We start from the raw sequence: 23,145 nt of genomic DNA, 5'->3' as shown, positions 1-23,145 counted from the left end.
GAGAAAAAACACTTGACAAAGGAGGGATAATTTACTATAATTCCAGTCCACAAACGCAACGAGCGATTGAGAGAAATTGAAATAATTAATGAAAACATATAGATAAGTAACAAACGAAAATTTCTTTGAGTGATTCAAAGGATTAAACTTTTTATGGAGAGTTTGATCCTGGCTCAGAGTGAACGCTGGCGGCATGCCTAACACATGCAAGTCGAACGAGAACGGATCTAACTTCGGTTAGATTGTCAGCTAAGTGGCGCACGGGTGAGTAACACGTAGTTATCTGCCTCACAGTCTGGGATAACAATTGGAAACGATTGCTAATACCGGATATACCCCACGGGGGAAAGCTTTAGTGCTGTGAGATGAGACTGCGACGTATCAGCTAGTTGGTAGGGTAAGAGCCTACCAAGGCTAAGACGCGTAACTGGTCTGAGAGGATGATCAGTCACACTGGAACTGAGACACGGTCCAGACTCCTACGGGAGGCAGCAGTGGGGAATATTGCACAATGGAGGAAACTCTGATGCAGCAATGCCGCGTGGAGGATGACGGATTTCGGTCTGTAAACTCCTTTTATATAGGAAGATAATGACGGTACTATATGAATAAGCACCGGCTAACTCCGTGCCAGCAGCCGCGGTAATACGGAGGGTGCAAGCGTTACTCGGAATCACTGGGCGTAAAGAGCGCGTAGGCTGGTTTGTAAGTTAGAAGTGAAATCCCCCAGCTTAACTGTGGAACTGCTTCTAAAACTGCAGACCTAGAATTTGGGAGAGGTAAGTGGAATTCCTGGTGTAGGGGTGAAATCCGTAGAGATCAGGAGGAATACCGAAAGCGAAGGCGACTTACTGGAACAATATTGACGCTGATGCGCGAAAGCGTGGGGAGCAAACAGGATTAGATACCCTGGTAGTCCACGCCCTAAACGATGGACACTAGTCGTTGCTATAAAGCAGTGACGCAGCTAACGCGATAAGTGTCCCGCCTGGGGAGTACGGTCGCAAGATTAAAACTCAAAGGAATAGACGGGGACCCGAACAAGCGGTGGAGCATGTGGTTTAATTCGAAGATACGCGAAGAACCTTACCTAGGCTTGACATCCCAAGAATCTTTCAGAGATGAGAGAGTGCCTGCTTGCAGGAACTTGGTGACAGGTGCTGCACGGCTGTCGTCAGCTCGTGTCGTGAGATGTTGGGTTAAGTCCCGCAACGAGCGCAACCCCTGTTGTTAGTTGCTAACAGTTCGGCTGAGCACTCTAACAAGACTGCCTGGGTAACCAGGAGGAAGGTGGGGACGACGTCAAGTCATCATGGCCCTTATGCCTAGGGCGACACACGTGCTACAATGGTTAGGATAAAGAGACGCAATACCGCGAGGTGGAGCAAATCTCTAAACCTAATCCCAGTTCGGATTGTAGTCTGCAACTCGACTACATGAAGTTGGAATCGCTAGTAATCGTGGATCAGCCATGCCACGGTGAATACGTTCCCGGGTCTTGTACTCACCGCCCGTCACACCATGGGAGTTGAGTTCACCCAAAGCGGGGATGCCAAATTGGCTACCCTCTACGGTGGGCTCAGCAACTGGGGTGAAGTCGTAACAAGGTAACCGTAGGAGAACCTGCGGTTGGATCACCTCCTTTCTAGAGGAAAGAAGAAGAGATTTATTTCTCTTCTTTCGAGATATAGAGAAAACTATTCAAATCGACAATAAATAAAACTTTGACACTCAAAGGAAAATAGTTTGTTACTTAATTATATGTTTTAAGCTTAAAGCTTATCATGGGTACATTTGGGACTATAGCTCAGCTGGTTAGAGTGCACCCCTGATAAGGGTGAGGTCCCAGGTTCAAGTCCTGGTAGTCCCACCAGAGTGGGGAATTAGCTCAGCTGGGAGAGCGCCTGCCTTGCACGCAGGAGGTCAGCGGTTCGATCCCGCTATTCTCCACCACTTTTAAATTAGATAACTGCGGTTATTTAATTTAAGAGCGAAAAACTCTTAAAAAGTTAATTGAAAATTAGTTGTTAAAAGTCTTGTCAAATAAAGAATTAAGAAGTTATAAAGGGCGTATGGTGAATGCCTAGGCTAACAGAGGCGATGAAGGACGTGTTAGGCTGCGAAAAGCTACGTGGAGCTGCCAAAGAGCTTTGATACGTAGATGTCCGAATGGGGAAACCCGGCTAATGGAGACATTAGTCACCCGCAAGGGAGTTAACCTGGTGAAGTGAAACATCTCAGTAGCCAGAGGAAGAGAAATCAAACGAGATTCCGAAAGTAGCGGCGAGCGAAATCGGATTAGCCCGATATTATGTAGCATATTATATAACTGAATTAGCTGGGAAGCTAAACTATAAAAGGTGATAGTCCTGTAAGTGAAATATGAAATGTGAGACTAAATAATATCCTAGTGAGTAAGTCGGAACACGTGAAATTCTGACTGAACATGGGGGGACCACCCTCCAAGGCTAAATACTACTGTTAGACCGATAGTGAACCAGTACCGTGAGGGAAAGGTGAAAAGAACCCCAGTGAGGGGAGTGAAATAGAACCTGAAACCATATGCCTACAATCATTCAGAGCCGTATTGTTTATCAACGGTGATGGACTGCCTTTTGCATAATGAGCCTGCGAGTTATGGTGTCTGGCGAGGTTAAGCGAATGCGAAGCCGAAGCGAAAGCGAGTCTGAATAGGGCGATTAGTCAGATGCTGTAGACCCGAAGCTGAGTGATCTATCCATGAGCAGGTTGAAGCGGGTGTAAAAGCCCGTGGAGGACCGAACCGGTAAGTGTTGAAAAACTTTCGGATGACTTGTGGATAGGGGTGAAAGGCCAATCAAACTCAGTGATAGCTGGTTCTCTCCGAAATGCATTTAGGTGCAGCGTCAAGACGTAGCCATAAGGGGTAGAGCTCTGATAGGGCTAGGGCGACCTACAGTTGTACCAAACCCTGTCAAACTTCGAATACTTATGGTGGAATCTTGGCAGTGAGGCGTAGGGTGATAAAATCCTATGTCAAGAGGGGAACAACCCAGACTACCAATTAAGGTCCCAAAGTGATAACTAAGTGGAAAAGGAGGTTTTTCTGCTTAGACAACCAGGAGGTTGGCTTAGAAGCAGCCATCCTTTAAAGAAAGCGTAACAGCTCACTGGTCGAGCGGAAAAGCGCCGAAAATATAACGGGGCTAAAGTTATCCACCGAAATTGTAGATTCCTGCTGGTCAGGAGTGGTAGGAGAGCGTTCTTGTCAGCGATGAAGCTATACCGGTAAGGAGTAGTGGAGCGGCAAGAAGTGAGCATGCAGGCATGAGTAGCGATAAAAGGAGTGAGAATCTCCTTCGTCGAAAACCCAAGGATTCCTACACTATGCTCGTCAGTGTAGGGTTAGTCGGGACCTAAGGTGAGGCCGAAAGGCGTAATCGATGGAAAACTGGTTAATATTCCAGTACCCACTAATAATGAGGTGATGGGAGGACGCATAGGGCTAAGTACTGTTATCTGATGGAATAGGTAACCGAAGGGAGTAGTTGGTATAGTAGGCAAATCCGCTATACAATACAACGATACCTGATAGGCTTTCAATCTTCTTCGGAGGAGCGAAAGTGAGTATGATGCCGTCGTGCCAAGAAAAGTCTCTAAACCGTTTGAATTATTAGTGGCCCGTACCGTAAACCGACACAGGTGGGTGAGATGAGTATTCTAAGACGCGTGGAAGAACCCTGGTTAAGGAACTCTGCAAACTAGCACCGTATCTTCGGTATAAGGTGTGCCCACTATGAGAGTAGTGGGTCGCAGTGAAAAGTCCCTGCCGACTGTTTAGCAAAAACACAGCACTCTGCTAACTCGCAAGAGGATGTATAGGGTGTGACGCCTGCCCGGTGCTGGAAGGTTAAAGGGATCTGTTAGCGCAAGCGAAGCAGTGAACTGAAGCCCCAGTAAACGGCGGCCGTAACTATAACGGTCCTAAGGTAGCGAAATTCCTTGTCGGTTAAATACCGACCTGCATGAATGGCGTAACGAGTTGGGAGCTGTCTCGACCAGGGATCCAGTGAAATTGTAGTGGAGGTGAAAATTCCTCCTACCCGCGGCAAGACGGAAAGACCCCGTGGACCTTTACTACAGCTTGACATTGCAATCGGGATATCTATGTGCAGGATAGGTGGGAGGCTTTGAAGGTAGGACGCCAGTTCTATCTGAGCTACCCTTGAGATACCACCCTTAGGTATTTTGGTTGCTAACTCGCTTGTTTACAGCAAGGAGGACATTGTCTGGTGGGTAGTTTGACTGGGGCGGTCGCCTCCTAAAGAGTAACGGAGGCTTACAAAGGTTGGCTCAAACCGGATGGAAATCGGTTGTAGAGTATAAAGGCATAAGCCAGCCTGACTGCGAGAGAGACATTTCGAGCAGAGACGAAAGTCGGTCTTAGTGATCCGGTGGTTCTGTGTGGAAGGACCATCGCTCAAAGGATAAAAGGTACCCCGGGGATAACAGGCTGATCTCCCCCAAGAGCTCATATCGACGGGGAGGTTTGGCACCTCGATGTCGGCTCATCGCATCCTGGGGCTGGAGCAGGTCCCAAGGGTATGGCTGTTCGCCATTTAAAGCGGTACGCGAGCTGGGTTCAGAACGTCGTGAGACAGTTCGGTCCCTATCTGCCGTGGGCGTAGGAAAGTTGAGGAGAGCTGTCCCTAGTACGAGAGGACCGGGATGGACGAATCTCTGGTGTACCAGTTGTCCTGCCAAGGGCATCGCTGGGTAGCTATATTCGGATGTGATAAGAGCTGAAAGCATCTAAGCACGAAGCCAACTCCAAGATTAACTTTCCCTGAAGGTCGCATGAAGACTACATGCTTGATAGGTTGGATGTGTAATTGCAGTAATGCATTTAGCTGACCAATACTAATAGACCGTTTGACTTTTTAATTCAGACAAGACTTTTATCAACTAATTTATATACAATTAAACAATTTGACTCAAGAGTCATTATATTTGTTTAGTGGGTATAGCGTTAGGGTTACACCTTGTTCCATTTCGAACCAAGTAGTTAAGCCTTTCTGCGCTGATGATACTGCCTCCTACGGAGGTGGAAAAGTAAGCCCCTGCTAAACAATTATAATGACTCTTTTTTAATAGATGTTTTACTTAACATAATATAATACAAACTCCTCTTATTTCTTTTTTATACTTTAATATTGATTTTTATATTATGCTATAATTTAACTTAATATAATAACTAATAAGGGTTAAATAATCTATGAATGCAAAAGTAAATATGATTTACAAAAAACAATATCAACCTTTTATAAAATGGGTAGGTGGAAAAAGAGGTTTATTAACTCAACTATTAGATAAATTTCCTAAAAAATTTGCAAATTATCACGAGCCATTTCTAGATGGTGTGGCAGTATTCTTTGAATTATATTCAAAAGGTTTATTAAAAAATAAAAAAATATATCTTTCAAATTTTATGAATTAATAAATAATTTTGAAAAATTTAAAAAAGAACATAGCAAAGAATTCTATTATCAAATAAGAGAAATGGATCGTCGTAAAGAAAATTTTAAAGATTTAACAACTATTAATAAAGCTACAAGATTTATATATCTTAATAAAATTTGTTTTAATGTACTTTAATCTTCTAAATAAATAAAAATATTTTAATGGGATAGTATCTAAGGATATAATATGATGAATTTAAATCTTTATTCTGTAATTGCTAATAATTATAATAGCAATTCACAAAAGATTAGAGTATTAACGGAACATTGGGTGAATGAATATATTTACTGTCCAAGTTGCGGAAATAATATAAGTGAATATGAAAATAATAAGCCTGTTGCTGATTTTTATTGTTCTAGATGCAAAGAAGACTATGAGCTAAAAAGTAAAAAAGGTAATATGGGTAAAAAAATTGTTGATGGTGCATATTCAACAATGATAGAAAGACTACAAAGTGATTCAAATCCAAACTTTTTTTTTTTAAACTATGACAAAAATAGTCTTGATGTAACTAATTTCATCGTGATTCCAAAACATTTTTTTATACCTGCAATTATAGAAAAAAGAAAACCCTTATCTTTAACAGCAAAAAGAGCTGGTTGGGTTGGTTGTTATATATTACTTGATACTATTCCAGAAAGTGGTAAAATATTTTATATAAGAAATGGGGAAAAAGAGAGTAAGAATAAAATATTAGATGATTGGAATAAAACAAGTTTTTTAAAACAATCTACTAATTTGGAGTCAAAAGGTTGGCTACTTGATATTATTAAATGTATAGATAAACTTAATAAAAATGATTTTACCCTAAGTGATATTTATAAATTTGAAAAATATTTAAAATTGAAACATCCTGAAAATAATAATATTCAAGCTAAAATAAGGCAACAATTACAAGTTTTAAGAGATAAAAATTATTTAAAATTTGTAAGTCGTGGGAAATATAAATTAAAATAAATGAGGTTTACAATGGAAATAGATATAAGAATTACAGAAATTTTATCAAGAATTATAACAATCACTAATGCATCTTCATTAGAAGATGCATTAGTGATTGTAGAGGGTATGTATAGAAAAGAAAATATAGTTTTAGATTATACTGATTTTAGTGGTAATGTAATTATTGAAGAAAAAGTAAATGGTTTTAAAAGTAAAAAAGATTTATTAATTAATGAAATAATTCAATATTTAATAATAGATGAAAAAAAACACTATGAAGAATCTGATAAACCAAATGAACATATTTATTTAACTTTACTTGAATTACAAAAGTATATAGAATAAATATAGAGTTTTAAAGAAAGATAAATATTGTGCCATATTGATAGGAGATACAAGAAGGAATAAAATGTATCAACCATTAGCCTTTAAAGTTATGGAAAGATTTCTAAAAGTTGGTTTTCTTCTAAAAGAAGATATTATTAAACATCAACATAACTGTAAAGCTACAGGATTTTGAGTAAATAAAAGTAAAGATTATAACTTTTTGTTAATAATGCATGAGCATTTATTTATATTTAAGAAGTAGTAAAATTAGTGTCTTATCTTTAAGCCCTTTTTAAGTAAAAATTAAGTATAATAACCTGCTAAAAATTTCAATAAAGGAAAGAGATGCCTACAATCAATCAATTAGTTAGAAAAGGTAGAAAAAAAATAGTTAAAAAATCTAAATCTCCAGCACTTGTTGAGTGTCCTCAAAGAAGAGGGGTTTGTACGAGAGTTTATACGACTACTCCAAAAAAACCAAACTCAGCGTTAAGAAAAGTTGCGAAAGTTAGATTAACAAGCGGATTTGAAGTAATCAGTTATATTCCTGGTGAAGGTCATAATTTACAAGAACATTCTATCGTATTAGTTAGAGGGGGAAGAGTAAAAGATTTACCTGGGGTTAAATATCACATCGTTAGAGGTGCATTAGATACTGCTGGTGTTAAAGGTAGAAGTGTATCAAGAAGTAAATACGGAACTAAAAAAAGCGAAGCAGGAAAATAATTAATTTATACTAACTATATACAAACTAAATGATTGAGCAGAGGCTTAATTGTTTGGCTATCAAATTTGGTAGAGTATGTGGTGTATGTATATGACACATAAAACACAGAAGACAAACAAGGAGAATTTAAAATGAGAAGAAGAAGTGCCCCACAGAGACCGGTAATGCCGGATCCAATTTTTAATTCAAAAGTGGTAACTAAATTTATTAATCAAGTTATGTTAGATGGTAAAAAAACTGTTGCAGAAAAAATATTTTATTCAGCAATAGAAAAACTTGATGCAAAAGCAGAAGAAGGAACAAATGGTATTCAACTTTTCGAAAAAGCTATCGAAAATGTAAAACCTTTACTTGAAGTAAGAAGTAGAAGAGTTGGTGGTGCAAACTATCAAGTTCCTGTAGAAGTAAGACCTGTAAGACAACAAACACTAGCAATTAGATGGATTGTTGATGCAGCAAGAAAGAGAAATGAAAGAAATATGGCTGATAGAGTAGCTAATGAACTTAGAGATGCAGCTGGAGAAAAAGGTGCAGCATTTAAGAAAAAAGAAGATACTCACAGAATGGCTGAAGCTAATAAAGCATTTGCTCATTATAGATGGTAATTCCTCTTTCTTCCCTTTTGGGACAAATATTTTATAAAAACTACAAAAAACTACTAAATTTTAGTAAAATTTCACAAATAAATTACAAAGGATAAATAATGGCAAGAAAAACTCCTCTAAATAGAGTTAGAAATATTGGTATTGCCGCTCACATTGATGCCGGAAAAACAACAACAACTGAAAGAATTCTTTTTTATACAGGTGTAAGTCACAAAATTGGTGAAGTTCATGAAGGTGCCGCAACTATGGACTGGATGGAACAAGAAAAAGAGAGAGGTATTACAATTACTTCTGCTGCAACTACATGTTATTGGAATAATCACCAAATTAATATTATTGATACACCAGGACATGTTGACTTTACTATTGAAGTTGAAAGAAGTATGAGAGTACTTGATGGTGCTGTTGCAGTATTTTGTGCTGTTGGTGGGGTTCAACCACAATCAGAAACAGTATGGAGACAAGCAAATAAATATAGAGTTCCAAGAATGGTATTTGTTAATAAAATGGATAGAACTGGTGCAGATTTTTATGAAGTTGAAAAACAAATCAATGAAAGATTAAAAGCAAATGCAGTTCCTATTCAATTACCAATAGGTGCAGAAGAAAACTTTAAAGGTGTTGTTGATTTAGTAAAAATGAAAGCACTTGTTTGGGAAGATGAAGCTGCTATGGGTTCTTCTTATGAAGAAGTTGAAATCCCTGATGATTTACAAGAAAAAGCAAAAGAATATAGAGAAAAATTAATTGAAGCAGTTGCTGAAAGCGATGAAGAATTAATGGAAAAATATTTCGCAGGTGAAGAATTAACTGAAGAAGATATCAATAAAGGAATCAAAGCTGCAACATTAGCTATTACAATGATTCCTATGACTTGTGGTACGGCATTCAAAAATAAAGGTGTTCAACCATTACTTGACGCGGTTGTTAATTATTTACCAGCGCCAACAGAAGTTGAAGCTATCAAAGGTGAAGATCCTAAAACTGGAGAAGAAATTGAAGTTCATGCTGATGATAATGATCCTATGAGTGGATTAGCGTTCAAAATTATGACTGACCCATTTGTTGGTAAAATTACATTTGTTAGATTCTATTCTGGAATTGCTAAAAAAGGAACACATATTATCAATTCTACTAAAAATAAAAAAGAAAGAATTGGAAGACTATTGAGAATGCATTCAAATAATAGAGAAGATGTAGATGAATTCTATGCTGGTGAAATTGGTGCAGTTGTTGGTCTTAAAGATACATTGACAGGTGATACTATTTGTGATCCAGATAGACCAGTTATCTTAGAAAGAATGGAATTCCCAGAACCAGTTATTTCAGTTGCAGTTGAACCAAAAACAAAAGCTGACCAAGAAAAAATGGCAATAGCTTTACAAAAACTAGCAGAAGAAGATCCAAGTTTTAGAGTTGCAACTGATGAAGAAAGTGGACAAACAATTATCTCAGGAATGGGTGAATTACACCTTGATATTCTTGTAGATAGAATGAAAAGAGAATTTAATGTTGATTGTAATGTTGGTCAACCACAAGTTGCATATAGAGAATCAATTAAAAAAGCTGTTGATCAAGAGTATAAATATGCTAAACAATCAGGTGGTAGAGGTCAATATGGACATGTATTTATCAGACTTATTCCTCAAGAACCAGGGAAAGAGTATGAATTTGTTGATCAAATCAAAGGTGGATCTATTCCAAGAGAATATATTCCAGCAGTTGATAAAGGTATTCAAGAAGCTGCACAAGGTGGGGTTTTAGCAGGATATCCAGTTGAAAACTTTAAAATTGAATTATATGATGGATCTTACCATGATGTTGATTCAAGTGAAATGGCATTTAAACTTGCTGGTTCTATGGCATTTAAAGAAGCGGTTAAAAAAGCTAATCCAATAATTCTTGAACCAATGATGAAAGTTGAAGTTGAAGTTCCAGAAGATTATATGGGAGATGTTATTGGTGATCTTAATAGAAGAAGAGGTCAAATTAATTCTATGGAAGATAGACATGGATTAAAAGTTATTAATTCATTTGTTCCATTAAGTGAAATGTTTGGTTATTCAACTGACCTTAGAAGTTCTACTCAAGGTAGAGGTACTTATGCTATGGAATTTGATCATTATGAAGAAGTTCCAAAAAATATTGCTACTGAAATTATGGCAGAAAGAAACGGGTAATTCCCTTTTCTTTTTATTTTATATGTATGTTTTATACTGCATATATATAAAATAAAAAGGGGATAAAATGTATTATACTAAAGAAGATGTTGCAAGATTAATTAGTGAAGATGTACCTTATTTTGATTTAACTTCAAAACTTTTAAATATTGAAAGTAAAGGTAAAATTTCTTTCTATACTAGAAAAGACGCAATAGTTAGTGGTAATAGAATTGTTGAAATATTAGCAAATGAATTAAATTTAAATATAAATTTTAAAGAAAAAGATTCAAATTTTATAAATGCTGGTAGTAAAATTTTTGAAGCTGAAGGAGAAAATCTTTTAACTTTATGGAAAGTAGCTCAAAATATTTATGAATATGCTTTATCTGTGTCTACATATACTTATAAAATGGTTAAAAAAGCAAAAGTTTATAATTCTGATATTGAAATTTTTACTACTAGAAAAATAATTCCTTTTACAAAAAAAATTGCTTTAAATGCTGTTATTGATGGAGGAGGTTTCCCACATAGAATTACTACTAGTGAAACAATTTTAATTTTTGATAATTATATAAAATTATTTGGAGGATGGGATAAATTTTTCAAAAATTTTTCAAAAATTAAACAAAAATCTATTGAAAAAAAATGGGTAGTGGAAGCTGATAATATTGAAATGGCTAAAAAATTAATAAATGTTAAAGTAGATATAATTCAACTTGATAAAGTAGATATTGAAACTACTAAAAAAATTGTTGAACTTGCTCATAATAAGGATATTAAAGTTATTAGTGCAGGGGGAATAAATATTAATAATATAGAAGAATATGTTAAAACTGGAACTGATTCAATAGTTACAACAGCCCCTTATTTTGCAAAAGGCGCGGATGTCAAAGTTGTTATAGATTCTTTTTAAAGTTAAAATTTTTGAAAATTTATAGACAATTTCCATTCTTTGTGTTACAATTATATTTCTTAATATAAATAAATAATTTATAAAATTATCTAAAAATTTGCTAATAGGGATCCAAATGAAAGATTTAAAAAATAAAACGACTTATATAGATTGTAATAGTACAATTGAAGAATATATATCTAAAGAAGACTGGAGAATAAAAGCAAATTCTAATACAGGGTATTCTCATGCAGGACTTATAAATAATACAGCTGGTAAAGTTATAGCAAATTTTTGGCTTGATAAAATTTATTCTAAAGAAGAAGGCGATACTCATAGAAAAGGTGATTATCATATACATGATTTAGATTGTCTTAGTGGATATTGTGCAGGATGGAGTTTAAGAAATTTATTGAATGAAGGATTTAATGGAGTAAGAGGAAGAGTTGAAAGTGAAGCGCCTAATCATTTAAGAAGCGCATTAGGTCAAATGGCGAACTTTTTAGGAATCTTACAAAGTGAATGGGCAGGTGCACAGGCATTTAGTAGTTTTGATACATATCTTGCACCTTATGTTTTTAAAGATAAATTAGAATATAAAGATGTAAAAAGAGCAATTAGAAGTTTTATTTATAATCTAAATGTTCCAGCTCGTTGGGGACAAAGTCCTTTTACAAATATTACTATTGATTTTACTGTTCCAGATGATTTAAAAGATCAAATTCCTATGAGAAATAACAAACATATTTTTGAAGGAATAGAAGATAAAGAACTCCTAAAAAAACTTCAAAAAAGAAATCCTAAAATAAAAGCTTTGACAGATGCAACTTATAAAGATTTTGAGGAAGAAATGCAAATCATTATAAAAGCTTATTATAAAGTTATGACAAAAGGTGATGCAATAAGTCAACCATTTACTTTTCCTATTCCAACAGTAAATATTACAGAAGAATTTGACTGGGATAGTGAAGCTGCACAAGCTTTATGGGAGAATACTCAAAGAATAGGAAGTAGTTATTTCCAAAATTTCATAGGAAGTCAATATATGAAAGATGAAAATGGAAATAAAGTAAGAAATCCAAAAGCTTATGAGCCAGGCGCAGTTAGAAGTATGTGTTGTCGTTTACAACTTGATCTAAGAGAACTTTTAAAAAGAGGAGGAGGTCTTTTTGGAAGTGCAGAAATGACTGGTAGTATAGGTGTTGTAACACTTAATATGGCAAGAATTGGTTATTTATTTAAAGGTAATAAAAAAGCTTTATTTGATAGAATTGAATATTTAATGGATTTAGCTAAATCAACACTTGAGAAAAAAAGAAAATTTGTTCAAGAAATGTATGATAGAGGTTTGTACCCATATACTCAAAGATATTTACCTGGATTTAATAATCATTTTTCTACTATTGGTGTAAATGGTGTAAATGAGATGATTAGGAATTTTACAAATGATGAATATGATGTTTCTACTAAAAAAGGTATACTTTTTGCAAAAGAAATATTTGATTTCATGAGACAAAAACTTACAGAGTTTCAAGAAGAAACGGGTAATTTGTATAATCTTGAAGCAACTCCAGCAGAAGGAACTACATATAGATTTGCTAAAGAAGATAAAAAAAGATTTTCTGATATCATTCAAGCTGGATTTGATGATGCACCATACTATACAAATTCGTCTCAATTAGCTGCAAATTATACAGATGATCCTTTTGAAGCTTTAAGTTTGCAAGATGATTTGCAGATTTTATATACAGGAGGGACAGTTTTACATCTATATATGAGTGAAAAGTTAAGTTCACCAGAAGCAGCAAAAAGATTAGTAAAGAAATCAATTAGTAATTTTAGATTACCTTATATTTCAATTACACCTGTATTTAGTGTGTGTCCAAAACATGGATATATTGCAGGAGAACATGAATTTTGCCCATATTGTGATGATGAATTACTTGAAAAAATTGAAAACAAACATTAAAAGGAGATAAAATGAATGTAAAAGTATTATCAAAAAAAGAAATTTTAGAAAAAGTTAAAGATGAAAGACAAAAATGTATTGTTTATACAAGAGTTATGGGGTATCATAGACCAGTAGAAAGTTTTAATATTGGTAAAAAAGCAGAACATAGAGAAAGAAAACAATTTAAAGAATGCTAGGTATATATTCTATTCAGAAATTTTCTTCTTTGGATTTTCCTGGAAAGCTTTGTGCTATTTTATGGTTTAGTGGCTGTAATATGAGATGTCCTTATTGTTATAATGAGGATGTTGTATTTGGAAAAAAGCAAATAGAAGAAGAAGAAATTATTGATTTTTTGAAAACAAGAATTGGTTTACTTGATGGAGTTACTTTTACAGGAGGAGAACCTACTTTATATAAAAATTTAGTTTCTTTTGCAAGTAAAGTAAAAAAATTAGGATTTGAAATTAAACTTGATACAAATGGAATCAATGTTGATATTGTAAAAGCATTGGTAAAAAATAATTTAGTTGATTATGTTGCTTTAGATTTTAAAGCACCAAAAGAAAAATTTGAATTTATTACAAAAAATAATAATTGGGATAAATTTGAAGAAACACTTATATTTTTAATTAAATCAGAAATTGATTTTGAAGTTAGAACTACTGTTCATACTGATTTATTAGATGAAAATGATATAAATAAGATTATAGATATTTTAGAATCAATGAATTATAAAGGGATATATTATCTACAAAACTTTTTTGAAAGTGATAAAAAAACACTTGGAAATATAGGAAGGCAAAGCAAAAAATTAGATATAACTAGACTTTCAACAAAAATTCCCATAGAGCTTAGAAATTTTTAATATTTCTAAATATTTTTCCTTCTTTCATATTCTATTGATTTTTTATAAATAATTTGATATAATTCACTCCCCAAAAACTGCACGAAGAATTTTTTAAAAAGTAATAGTATTTTTTAAAAAGTTGGCCCAATTCAAAAAGCCTAGGTAGTGGGGTTAAATTTCAAGGAGACAAGATGAAAGTTAGAGCGTCAGTTAAAAAAATTTGTCCAAAATGTAAAATAGTTAAAAGAAAAGGTGTCGTAAGAGTAATCTGCGAAAACCCAAGACATAAACAAAGACAAGGATAATATATGGCAAGAATTGCAGGGGTAGATTTACCAAAAAATAAAAAAGTTGAATTTGGATTAAGATATGTATTCGGAATCGGTCCAAAATTTGCAAAAAATATTATGGCTGTTACAGGAGTTAATCCAGAAAAAAGAGTTCATGAACTAACTGAAGATGAAATTGCAGCAATAAACAAAGAAATTCAAACTAATTATATAGTTGAAGGTGATTTAAGAAAACAAGTTCAAATGAACATTAAAGAACTTATGGATTTAGGTTGTTACAGAGGTTTAAGACATAGAAAAGGGCTTCCAGTTAGAGGTCAAAAATCTAAAACTAATGCAAGAACTAGAAAAGGTAAGAAAAAAACTATTGGTGCGAAAGCTTAAATAAAGGTTAGATAATGGCAAAAAGAAAAGTTACTAAAAAAAGAGTAGTTAAAAAAAATATAGGTAGTGGTGTTGTATATGTCGCTGCTAGTTTTAACAACACAGTAATTACTATTACTGATATGATGGGAAATGTTGTTGCTTGGAGTAGTGCAGGAGCATTAGGATTTAGAGGAAGTAAAAAATCAACTCCATTTGCAGCACAACAAGCCGTGGAAGATGCTATGGCTAAAGCAAAAGATCATGGATTAAAAGAAGTTGGAATTAAAATTCAAGGTCCAGGTGGTGGTAGAGATACTGCTGTTAAAACTGTTGGTTCAACAGAAGGAATTAAAGTTTTATGGATGAAAGATATTACTCCATTACCACATAATGGATGTAGACCTCCAAAAAGAAGAAGGGTTTAACAATGGCTAGATATAGAGGACCAGTAGAAAAAATAGAAAGAAGATTCGGAGTAAGCCTTAATTTAAAAGGTGAAAGAAGATTAGCAGGTAAATCAGCACTTGAAAAAAGACCTTATGGACCAGGACAACATGGTCAAAGAAGAAAAAAAGTGTCTGAATATGGGCTTCAATTAAATGAAAAACAAAAAGCTAAATTTATGTATGGTCTTAGTGAAAAACAATTTAGAAGACTTTTCACAGATGCTAATAGACAAGAAGGGAATACAGGAGAAAATTTAATTTCATTACTTGAAACAAGATTGGACAATGTAGTTTACAGAATGGGATTTGCAACAACTAGAAGATTTGCAAGACAATTAGTAACTCATGGTCATGTTTTAGTTGATGGAAAAAGAGTTGATATTCCTTCATTCAGAGTAAAAGCAGGACAAAAAATTGAAATTAGAGAAAAATCTAAAAACAATGTTCAAGTTAAAAGAGCTATTGAGCTTACAAACCAAACAGGTATCGCTGAATGGGTAGATGTAGACAAAGATAAATTCTTTGGTATTTTTACAAGAGTTCCAGAAAGAGCAGAAGTAGAAATTCCAGTAGAAGAAAGATTAATTGTTGAACTATACTCTAAATAAGGGTAAAAAATGAATAAAATAAAAACAAAATTATTAATTCCTAATAAACTAGATGTAGAAGTTGATGGGAATAAAGCAAAAGTAGCCATATATCCTTTTGAAAGAGGATATGGAATTACTCTTGCTCATCCAATTAGAAGAGTTTTACTTGCAAGTACAGTTGGATTTGCACCAGTTGCAATTAAAATTGATGGGGTTAGCCATGAATTTGATTCAATTAAGGGTGTATTTGAAGATGTTGCAACATTTATTATTAATTTAAAAAATGTTAGATTTAGAATTAAAGACTCTTCAAAAGATGAAGTAGAAGTAAACTATACTTTTGTTGGACCTAAAGAAATTTATGGAAAAGATTTAAATAATGATGAAATAGAAGTTGTAACACCTGAAGCTTATATTGCAACACTTAATGAAGATATTACACTCAGTTTTTCATTAATTATTAAAAAAGGTATGGGATTTGTCCCAAGTGAAAATATTAGAAATGATATTTCTAATGATTATATTGCACTTGATGCATTTTTCTCACCAATCAAAAATGCTATTTATGAAATAGAAAATATTTTGGTAGAAGATGAAACTGATTTTGAAAAGATTATATTTACAATTGAAACTGATGGGCAAATTGCTCCTGATGATGCATTAAAAGATGCTGTAAATAAATTATTTAGTCAGTTTGCAATTTTTACTGAAAAATTTGATGTAATTCAAGAAGTAGAATTTGAAGAAAATCTTGATGATAATTATAAAGTTTTAACAACTTCTATTGATAGTATGAATTTAAGAAGTAGAAGCTATAATTGTCTTGAAAAAGCAGGTATTAAATTTATTGGTGAATTAGTGTTAATGGGTAGTAATGAAATTGCTAAAATCAAAAATCTTGGTAAAAAATCATTAGATGAAATTACTGAAAAATTAGATTCAATTGGATTTAATGTAAATGAACCATTACCTGAAAATGTAAAAAATTTATTACAAAAAGAGATTGAGAAATTAAAGGATGAGGTATGAGACATAGACACGGATATAGAAAGTTAAGTAGAACTTCTTCTCATAGAAAAGCACTTTTGCAAAATCTTGCAATTGCTTTAATTGAACATGGTTCTATCGAAACTACAGTAGAAAAAGCAAAAGAATTAAGAAGATTTGTTGAAAAATTAATCACAAAAAGTAGAAATGTTGATTTTAATACTCACAGATTTATTTTTGCTAAACTTAGAAATAAAGAAGCAACAAAAAAACTTATTAATGAAGTGGCTCCTAAATATCTTGAAAGAAATGGTGGATATACTTCAATTAAAAGAACTAGAAACAGAAGAGGTGATGCTGCAGAACTTGCACAAATCTCACTAGTAGATTAATTCCTTCCCTTTTTGGGAACTTCCCTAAAACTTTCAATATTCAGTATAAATTCATAAAATTTTGCTATAATATATTTAACTAAAACAATTAATTATAATTCAAGGAGACATAATGGCTATACCATTTAATAATGAAGAGTTAAAAGAAGCTGTTGCAAAGGTTATAGAAGAAGTTAGACCAATGCTACAAATGGATGGAGGGGATATAAAACTTATTGATGTTGACAAACCAACTGTATTTGTACAACTTCAAGGTGGATGTGTAGGTTGTAGCAGTGCAGGGGCTACTCTTAAATATGGTGTAGAAAAAGCACTAAGAGAAAAAATTCATCCAGAATTAGTTGTTATGAATGTTCCTCATGGATATGAAGATAAACTTGATGAGCTTATGAAATATGCAGGAATTTAATTTGGATATCATAGAAACTAAAGTAGAAAATATTAATGAATTTGAAGGTGTATTATTTGAAGATGTTAAACATCTTTTGGATAAAAAAGAGACGTTAGAGAATATCTTATTTACTACAAGAGTTATGTTTGTTAATCAAGAGGAATTAGTTGAGTTTATCAATAAACTAATGGAATATGGTTATGAAGATATGGCTCTTGATTATGTAGAAAATCTTTATGATACATTAGGACCACTTGATTTTAGCGAATTTAAAAATGAAAATAGCATTAAATAATGAAACTATTACAGATTCTACAAATGAGTATAAAAAGGGAGATCTTTTTTTACTTACCACTCAAAATAAAAAATATTATACTAATCAAAATTATATAACACCAGATAAACTTCTACAAAATACAAAAACTAAATTTATAGGAATTACTGGAACAAATGGTAAAACTACTACTGCATTTTTAATAGGATATATTCTTAAAAATTTAGGTTTTAGTGTAGGGGTTCAAGGGACAGAAGGTTTTTATTTAAATGGGAAATTAAAAGAAGAAAAAACACTTACGACTCCACCTATAATTACAACAATTGATAGAGTTTACAAATATAAACCTGACTTTTTTGTAATGGAAGCTTCTTCACACGCAATTATTCAAAATAGAATAGATGGAATTAATTTTAAGTTAAAAATATTTACAAATTTAAGTCAAGACCATTTGGATTATCATAAAACAATGCAAGAATATAAAAAAGCAAAAGAGTTATTTTTTCAAGATAATTCTATTAAAATAATTAATAAAAAATATAACTTAAATATAAATGAAAATAATTCCTTTTTTTATCCTCAAAATTTAAAAGCAAATTCAAAATTGATAGGTGAATTTAATAAAGAAAATTTTGAAGCAGCAGTTTTAGGTGTTCATAAACTTACGAATATTGATTTAAATAAAATTATTAAAATTGCTGAAAATTTTAGTGGACTTGCTGGTAGAATGGAAGAAGTTGCACCAAAAATAATTGTCGATTTTGCACATACTCCGGATGGAATGCAAAAAGTTTTGAGTGCAATTAATTTCAAAAAAATAGTAGTGTTTGGAGCAGGTGGAGACAGAGATAAAACTAAAAGAAAAATAATGGGAGAAGTCGCCGATAAATATGCGGATTATATAATTTTGACAAACGATAATCCACGATGTGAAAATCCACAAGATATTATAAAAGAGATAGCAAAAGGTATCAAAAACACTCCATTTGAAATAATTGAAGATAGAAAAGAAGCTATTAAAAAAGCAATTAATTTACAAAAAGATGAATATGTTATGATTTTAGGAAAAGGTGATGAAAAATATATGAAGTTTTGTGATAAGAAAATACCTTTTAGCGATAGAGAGGTTGTTTTACAATTAAAAGGAGAAAAAAGTGAATAAAATAAAATATGAAGATAAAGAAATTATTCCTTCAAAAGTAGTATGTGTTGGAAGAAATTATGTAGAGCATATAAAAGAGCTTAATAATGAAGTTCCAGAAAATATGGTGCTTTTTTGTAAAGTAAACTCTTCTATAAGTGATAAATTGAAATTTTTTTCTAAAGAGACAAGATTTGAAGGTGAAATTTGTTTTTTAGTAAAAAATAAGCAATTATCAGGTATTGGAGTAGGACTAGATCTTACAAAAGCTGATATTCAAAATTATTTAAAAAGTAAAGGTCTTTCTTGGGAAAGAGCAAAAGCATTTGATGGAAGTGCTGTTTTTAGTGAGTTTGTTAGATTGAATGGAGATATTGAATCAATTGAAATGAAGTTATATTTAAATGATAATTTACAACAACACGCAACTTATGAACTTATGATTTATAAACCACAACAAATTTTAGATGAAATTTTATCATTTATGAGTTTAGAAGATGGAGATATTATAATGACAGGAACTCCAAAAGGAGTGACTAATTATAAATTAGAAGATAGAATCAAAATTGAACTTTTCATTGATAATAAATTAGTTATTAATAAAGAGTGGGAGGCAAATTAAACAGCGTCTGTTCCTCTTTCTCCTGTTCTGATTCTAATAATATCTTCAATAGGTGAAACGAAAATTTTACCATCACCGATTTTTCCAGTTCTTGCACCTTTTATAATTGCATCAACTGCTTTTTCTACAAATTCTTCATTTACAACTACTTCTATTTTAATTTTAGGTAAATATTCTACTATATATTCATTACCTCTATAGAGTTCACTATGTCCTTGTTGTCTTCCGTGACCTTTAACTTCACTAATTGTAATTCTTGAAACATCTGCTTCTATTAGAGCTTCTTTTACATCATCAAGTTTAAAAGGTTTTATAATAGCTTCTATTTTTTTCATTTTGTATCCTTTTTTATTGTAATTTTATCATAATTTTTAATTTATCATAATTTTTAACTGTTTAAAATTTAAGCAATTTTATATATTTAAAATTTATATTATTATATTATAATATAAAAAATTTTTAAGGAGAATTTATGGACGAGGCATATATTTTAAATACATTTTTTGCACTTTTTGCATTTGTATTAATTATTTTGATGGTGCCAGGCTTTGCTATGCTTGAAGCAGGGCTTGTTAGGACTAAAAATGTAACAGCAGTTTTGACTACGAATGCAATGATTTATTTAGTTGCAAGTATGATGTTTTTGTTAGTTGGATATCATATAGCTTTTGGAGCTTTTGGTAGTGCTTCTATGTCAGCTTGGGCAGCATTTTTGTTTCAAATGGCCTTTGTTGGTAAAACAGTGAATATTATGAGTGGAGGTGTTAGTGAAAGAACAAGATTAGTTCCACTGATATTTTTTACGGTAATGATGGCGGGGATTATTTATCCAATAGCAGTAAATTTAACTTGGGGAAATAACTTTTTTGCTGGAACAATGTTTGATATTTCAAGTATGCATGATTTAGCAGGTTCAACTATAATTCACTCAACTGGTGGTTGGGCTTTATTAGCAGCCATTTTAGTTATAGGTTCAAGAAAAGGAAGATATAAAAATGGAAAAGTTAAAGTTATTCCTGCAAGTAATATTCCTTTGGTTGTTTTAGGTGGATTTTTACTTTGGATTGGATGGTTTGGATTTAATGGTGGAAGTGTTGGAAGTATTGCTACAAAAGAAGATGTAGAGACAGTTGCGTTAACTATAATGAATACAAATACAGCTGGACTTGCAGGAGGACTTATTGTGATGCTTTTAAGTTATATAAGCTATAAAAAATTTGATATTACAATGGTTTTAAATGGAGCTTTAGGTGGACTTGTAGCAATTACAGCAGGAGCAGATATTATGAATATTTATGCACCTATTTTAGTTGGAGTAATTGGTGGTATTTTAGTTTTTTACGCAGTTCCATTTTTTGATAAATTAAGAATTGATGATCCAGTAGGGGCTTTGAGTGTTCATTTAGTAAATGGAATTTGGGGAACATTGGCAGCGGCTATTTTTGGTACGGCTTCATTTATGTCACAATTAAAAGGAGTTTTAATTGTAGGATTTATTGCGTTTTCTTTAAGTTATATAACTATTTTTGTTATTAATAAAATTTCCCCATTTAGAGCAAATGAAGAAAATGAGATTCAAGGTCTTGATTCAGCTGAATGTGGGATAGAAGCATATCCAGAGTTTAATAAATCTTTTTAAACTCTTTTTGCTTGCTTTTAAAAGAAAGATTTTAATTTATTTAATCCATTTCCCATAATTTTCTTTTCTAACTCTTTTTTACCATATTTTTGTAATTTATCTTTGAAAGAATTTAATGTTTCATTGTAATTATTTAAATCCATATTTGCTAAATTTATATCTTTTAGATCGATGCCTTTTAGCTCATTGTGTAATTTTTTATTTAACAAAGAGTTTAATTTTATTTTTTGTTTATTAATTTTTTTATTTATTCTAGCTTTTAAATAATTTGATAAGATTTTATCTAAATTTGATTTTAGTTTTATGATAGGTTTTTGTAAAGTACCACTAATATTTCCATTTAATGTAACTTTTTTAACAAGTGGCATTATTTTAATTCCAGTTTTTAAATTTAGAATAGTAGAATCAATTGTGGCTATTTTATAATAATTTATATTTGATTGTAAATTTGTGAAATATTTACTTACTCCTATGATTTTAGCTGTTGTATGTTTATTTAGTAAAGTTTGATTATTTGTAATGTTATTAGAAATTAATTGCCAATTAGAATCACTTGTTTTAAATGAAATATCTGTTTTTTCAATTACAAATGAAGGATATTTTATTTTGTCTTTAAATTTAACATTAATCCCTTTTCCTCTTACATATTTTGCTTCTTCTGCTTTTTTAGGTAAATAAGGTTTAATTTTTGTATAAATTTCATCAGCTGTTTTTAAATATTTTGCAAGTTTTGGAGTTAAAATAGATTCAGTAAATTCTGTATATTTTCCATTTTTTAGCATATTATATTTGCTTGATAAATTTTTATAATCTTTTTTTGATGCAACTTTTACAGCTTTTAAATCATTACTTAATAAAGTTTTAGTTTGAATTAATTCTTTTTTATATTCTTTGATATCTGTTTTAAGAGAATTTATTTCTTTTTTTACTTTATCTATTTTTGCTAAAATAGTTTGAATATCATTAGGTGTTTTAATTTTCTTTGCAAGAGTTCTAATTTCTTCAATTTCAGTTTTTAAATCAGAAATTTTATTATCATTTTTTAGATTTTTAATATTATCAATTAACTTTTGTGAATTTTTATAATCTTTTTTCAATTTATTAATGGCTATTTCAGTTTTTAGTTGTTGTTTTGCTAGTAAATCTTTGGCTTTTGGGATTTTAATTGAAGGCATACTAAAATGAGAATTATTATTTGTTGATGATTTAGAATTAATTAAGGCAACTAATGTTTTATCTGTATGAATATTTTTAATTATTAAGTTTTGAATATCAAATTTTTTCCATACCAAATAGTTCCAATTTAGATTAAGATATATTTTATCAGTTTTAATATTTCCCACTTTTATATTAGTGATATTTAAAGAAGCTTTTGAAATAGAAGTATTTAAACTTTCTATTGTTACTGGTTTTTTAAGTGCTTTTGAGAGTGAATATTGCAAAGTTGATTTTAGAATTGGATCTAAAAATGTAATTATTAAAAAAGCCATACCACCAAAAATAACTGCAAATCCGATAAGTCCAGAAAGTCTAAAAATTCCATTCTTTTTAATTTCATCTGGTACAATCCAACTTGTAAGCTTACTTTTTTGTAATTTTGGGAAAATAACTTCTCTATATTTATCACTAAATTTATTTAAAATGATATAAAAAATAGGTGCTAAAACAATACCCCATATAAAACTTCCTAAAATAATAGAATTGTTAAATCCACTCCATCTCAAAAATGGTGTATTGTATAAAGCAGTCCAAAAAGAAGCTAAACTTGAATTTTGCAATAAATAAAGGCCTGTATAATGGAATATAGGATCTAGAAAATATCCAACTATTGCAAAAACAGTACTGCTTGCAAAGTATAATCCTATTGGAATTCTAAAGCTAAATACTATTAATAATATTAGAATATTAATTACATTAAAAGAGGGTAAAAATCCAGTAATAATTCCTAAAGCTAATGCTAGGCTAAGTGCTTTTGAAGATTGGGCGCTATTTAGGCTTTTTAAGAATTTTATAAGAAAATGCATTTTAATATCCTTTTTTATCATAATTATATCA

General features: G+C 31.7%; 24 protein-coding genes, 2 tRNA genes, 3 rRNA genes and 1 pseudogene. 28 read left to right on the top strand and 2 right to left on the bottom strand.

Going from position 1 to position 23,145, the window contains the following annotated elements; genetic code table 11:
- Positions 1–150: 150 nt before the first annotated feature.
- The 27 genes and pseudogenes from ACZ5OA_RS08015 to ACZ5OA_RS07885 all read left to right on the top strand — a co-directional run bounded on the left by ACZ5OA_RS08015 (position 151) and on the right by ACZ5OA_RS07885 (position 19,451).
- Positions 151–1,645, top strand: a 16S ribosomal RNA gene (locus tag ACZ5OA_RS08015).
- Positions 1,646–1,796: 151 nt separating this feature from the next.
- Positions 1,797–1,873: transfer RNA gene (locus ACZ5OA_RS08010), tRNA-Ile, on the top strand.
- Between the two features lie 4 nt (positions 1,874–1,877).
- Positions 1,878–1,953: transfer RNA gene (locus ACZ5OA_RS08005), tRNA-Ala, on the top strand.
- 99 nt (positions 1,954–2,052) lie between these two features.
- A 23S ribosomal RNA gene (locus tag ACZ5OA_RS08000) occupies positions 2,053–4,924 on the top strand.
- 68 nt (positions 4,925–4,992) lie between these two features.
- Positions 4,993–5,108: ribosomal RNA gene (gene rrf, locus ACZ5OA_RS07995) — 5S ribosomal RNA — on the top strand.
- The 16S, 23S and 5S rRNA genes sit together here with 2 tRNA genes alongside, the layout of an rRNA operon.
- A 146-nt stretch (positions 5,109–5,254) precedes the next feature.
- Positions 5,255–5,476: a DNA adenine methylase gene (locus tag ACZ5OA_RS07990; RefSeq protein ID WP_464907334.1), complete on the top strand. Its 222-nt coding sequence runs from the start codon at positions 5,255–5,257 to the stop codon at positions 5,474–5,476.
- Entirely contained in the window at positions 5,452–5,634 is a 183-nt protein-coding gene (locus ACZ5OA_RS07985) for a DNA adenine methylase (protein WP_464908339.1), read from the top strand. The genes ACZ5OA_RS07990 and ACZ5OA_RS07985 overlap by 25 nt, the downstream gene beginning before the upstream one ends.
- 54 nt (positions 5,635–5,688) lie before the next feature.
- Entirely contained in the window at positions 5,689–6,456 is a 768-nt protein-coding gene (locus ACZ5OA_RS07980) for a DpnI domain-containing protein (RefSeq protein WP_464908338.1), read from the top strand.
- 12 nt (positions 6,457–6,468) lie between these two features.
- Entirely contained in the window at positions 6,469–6,783 is a 315-nt protein-coding gene (locus tag ACZ5OA_RS07975) for a DpnD/PcfM family protein (RefSeq protein ID WP_464907333.1), read from the top strand.
- 1 nt (position 6,784) lies between these two features.
- A pseudogene (locus tag ACZ5OA_RS07970) lies at positions 6,785–7,027 on the top strand (site-specific DNA-methyltransferase); the annotation flags it as partial.
- Positions 7,028–7,110: 83 nt separating this feature from the next.
- The gene (gene rpsL / locus ACZ5OA_RS07965; RefSeq protein WP_464907332.1) at positions 7,111–7,491 is read left to right on the top strand and encodes a 30S ribosomal protein S12; all 381 of its coding nucleotides are present in this window, start codon (positions 7,111–7,113) and stop codon (positions 7,489–7,491) included.
- Positions 7,492–7,623: 132 nt separating this feature from the next.
- Entirely contained in the window at positions 7,624–8,097 is a 474-nt protein-coding gene (rpsG, locus tag ACZ5OA_RS07960; protein ID WP_464907331.1) for a 30S ribosomal protein S7, read from the top strand.
- Positions 8,098–8,195: 98 nt separating this feature from the next.
- Entirely contained in the window at positions 8,196–10,277 is a 2,082-nt protein-coding gene (gene fusA / locus ACZ5OA_RS07955) for an elongation factor G (RefSeq protein WP_464907330.1), read from the top strand.
- A 67-nt stretch (positions 10,278–10,344) separates the two neighbouring features.
- Positions 10,345–11,172 carry a ModD protein gene (gene modD, locus ACZ5OA_RS07950; protein ID WP_464907329.1) on the top strand — a complete coding sequence of 276 codons (828 nt, stop codon included), beginning with the start codon at positions 10,345–10,347 and terminating at the stop codon, positions 11,170–11,172.
- A 115-nt stretch (positions 11,173–11,287) separates the two neighbouring features.
- On the top strand, positions 11,288–13,120 hold the full coding sequence (locus ACZ5OA_RS07945) for a ribonucleoside triphosphate reductase (RefSeq protein ID WP_464907328.1): 1,833 nt from the start codon (positions 11,288–11,290) through the stop codon (positions 13,118–13,120).
- Between the two features lie 11 nt (positions 13,121–13,131).
- On the top strand, positions 13,132–13,299 hold the full coding sequence (gene nrdD, locus ACZ5OA_RS07940; RefSeq protein ID WP_464907327.1) for an anaerobic ribonucleoside-triphosphate reductase: 168 nt from the start codon (positions 13,132–13,134) through the stop codon (positions 13,297–13,299).
- A complete protein-coding gene (locus tag ACZ5OA_RS07935) occupies positions 13,293–13,970 on the top strand; it encodes an anaerobic ribonucleoside-triphosphate reductase activating protein (protein ID WP_464907326.1) in 678 nt (225 codons plus the stop codon). The genes nrdD and ACZ5OA_RS07935 overlap by 7 nt, the downstream gene beginning before the upstream one ends.
- A 173-nt stretch (positions 13,971–14,143) precedes the next feature.
- Positions 14,144–14,257 carry a 50S ribosomal protein L36 gene (gene rpmJ / locus ACZ5OA_RS07930; RefSeq protein ID WP_024787455.1) on the top strand — a complete coding sequence of 38 codons (114 nt, stop codon included), beginning with the start codon at positions 14,144–14,146 and terminating at the stop codon, positions 14,255–14,257.
- Between the two features lie 3 nt (positions 14,258–14,260).
- Positions 14,261–14,626 (top strand): 30S ribosomal protein S13, encoded by a 366-nt coding sequence (gene rpsM / locus ACZ5OA_RS07925; protein ID WP_464907325.1) that lies wholly within the window; start codon positions 14,261–14,263, stop codon positions 14,624–14,626.
- A 14-nt stretch (positions 14,627–14,640) separates the two neighbouring features.
- Complete coding sequence (rpsK, locus tag ACZ5OA_RS07920; RefSeq protein WP_464907324.1) at positions 14,641–15,033, top strand: 30S ribosomal protein S11; 393 nt, start codon at positions 14,641–14,643, stop codon at positions 15,031–15,033.
- 2 nt (positions 15,034–15,035) lie between these two features.
- Positions 15,036–15,662, top strand: a complete 627-nt coding sequence (rpsD, locus tag ACZ5OA_RS07915; protein ID WP_464907323.1) for a 30S ribosomal protein S4 — start codon at positions 15,036–15,038, stop codon at positions 15,660–15,662.
- Positions 15,663–15,671: 9 nt separating this feature from the next.
- Positions 15,672–16,673 (top strand): DNA-directed RNA polymerase subunit alpha, encoded by a 1,002-nt coding sequence (locus tag ACZ5OA_RS07910; RefSeq protein ID WP_464907322.1) that lies wholly within the window; start codon positions 15,672–15,674, stop codon positions 16,671–16,673.
- A complete protein-coding gene (rplQ, locus tag ACZ5OA_RS07905; protein ID WP_464907321.1) occupies positions 16,670–17,023 on the top strand; it encodes a 50S ribosomal protein L17 in 354 nt (117 codons plus the stop codon). Before ACZ5OA_RS07910 ends, rplQ begins: the two co-directional genes overlap by 4 nt.
- Positions 17,024–17,135: 112 nt before the next feature.
- Entirely contained in the window at positions 17,136–17,432 is a 297-nt protein-coding gene (locus ACZ5OA_RS07900; RefSeq protein WP_464907320.1) for a NifU family protein, read from the top strand.
- 1 nt (position 17,433) lies between these two features.
- Entirely contained in the window at positions 17,434–17,709 is a 276-nt protein-coding gene (locus tag ACZ5OA_RS07895; protein WP_464907319.1) for a hypothetical protein, read from the top strand.
- The gene (locus tag ACZ5OA_RS07890) at positions 17,690–18,850 is read left to right on the top strand and encodes a UDP-N-acetylmuramoyl-L-alanyl-D-glutamate--2,6-diaminopimelate ligase (protein ID WP_464907318.1); all 1,161 of its coding nucleotides are present in this window, start codon (positions 17,690–17,692) and stop codon (positions 18,848–18,850) included. Before ACZ5OA_RS07895 ends, ACZ5OA_RS07890 begins: the two co-directional genes overlap by 20 nt.
- Positions 18,843–19,451 carry a fumarylacetoacetate hydrolase family protein gene (locus tag ACZ5OA_RS07885; protein WP_464907317.1) on the top strand — a complete coding sequence of 203 codons (609 nt, stop codon included), beginning with the start codon at positions 18,843–18,845 and terminating at the stop codon, positions 19,449–19,451. Before ACZ5OA_RS07890 ends, ACZ5OA_RS07885 begins: the two co-directional genes overlap by 8 nt.
- On the opposite strand, the gene ACZ5OA_RS07880 is transcribed toward ACZ5OA_RS07885, so the two are convergent.
- On the bottom strand, positions 19,448–19,786 hold the full coding sequence (locus ACZ5OA_RS07880; RefSeq protein ID WP_464907316.1) for a P-II family nitrogen regulator: 339 nt from the start codon (positions 19,784–19,786) through the stop codon (positions 19,448–19,450). The two genes, ACZ5OA_RS07885 and ACZ5OA_RS07880, sit on opposite strands and share 4 nt — an antisense overlap.
- Before the next feature lie 137 nt (positions 19,787–19,923).
- Between ACZ5OA_RS07880 and ACZ5OA_RS07875 the strand changes: the two genes are divergently transcribed.
- Positions 19,924–21,090 carry an ammonium transporter gene (locus ACZ5OA_RS07875; protein WP_464907315.1) on the top strand — a complete coding sequence of 389 codons (1,167 nt, stop codon included), beginning with the start codon at positions 19,924–19,926 and terminating at the stop codon, positions 21,088–21,090.
- A gap of 17 nt (positions 21,091–21,107) precedes the next feature.
- Here the strand turns inward: ACZ5OA_RS07875 and ACZ5OA_RS07870 are convergent, their stop codons facing one another.
- The gene (locus ACZ5OA_RS07870) at positions 21,108–23,114 is read right to left on the bottom strand and encodes a TIGR03545 family protein (protein ID WP_464907314.1); all 2,007 of its coding nucleotides are present in this window, start codon (positions 23,112–23,114) and stop codon (positions 21,108–21,110) included.
- Between the last annotated feature and the right edge of the window lie 31 nt (positions 23,115–23,145).

This window comes from Thioreductor micantisoli (assembly GCF_055392745.1).
This window is presented reverse-complemented; position numbering and strand designations above follow the sequence as displayed.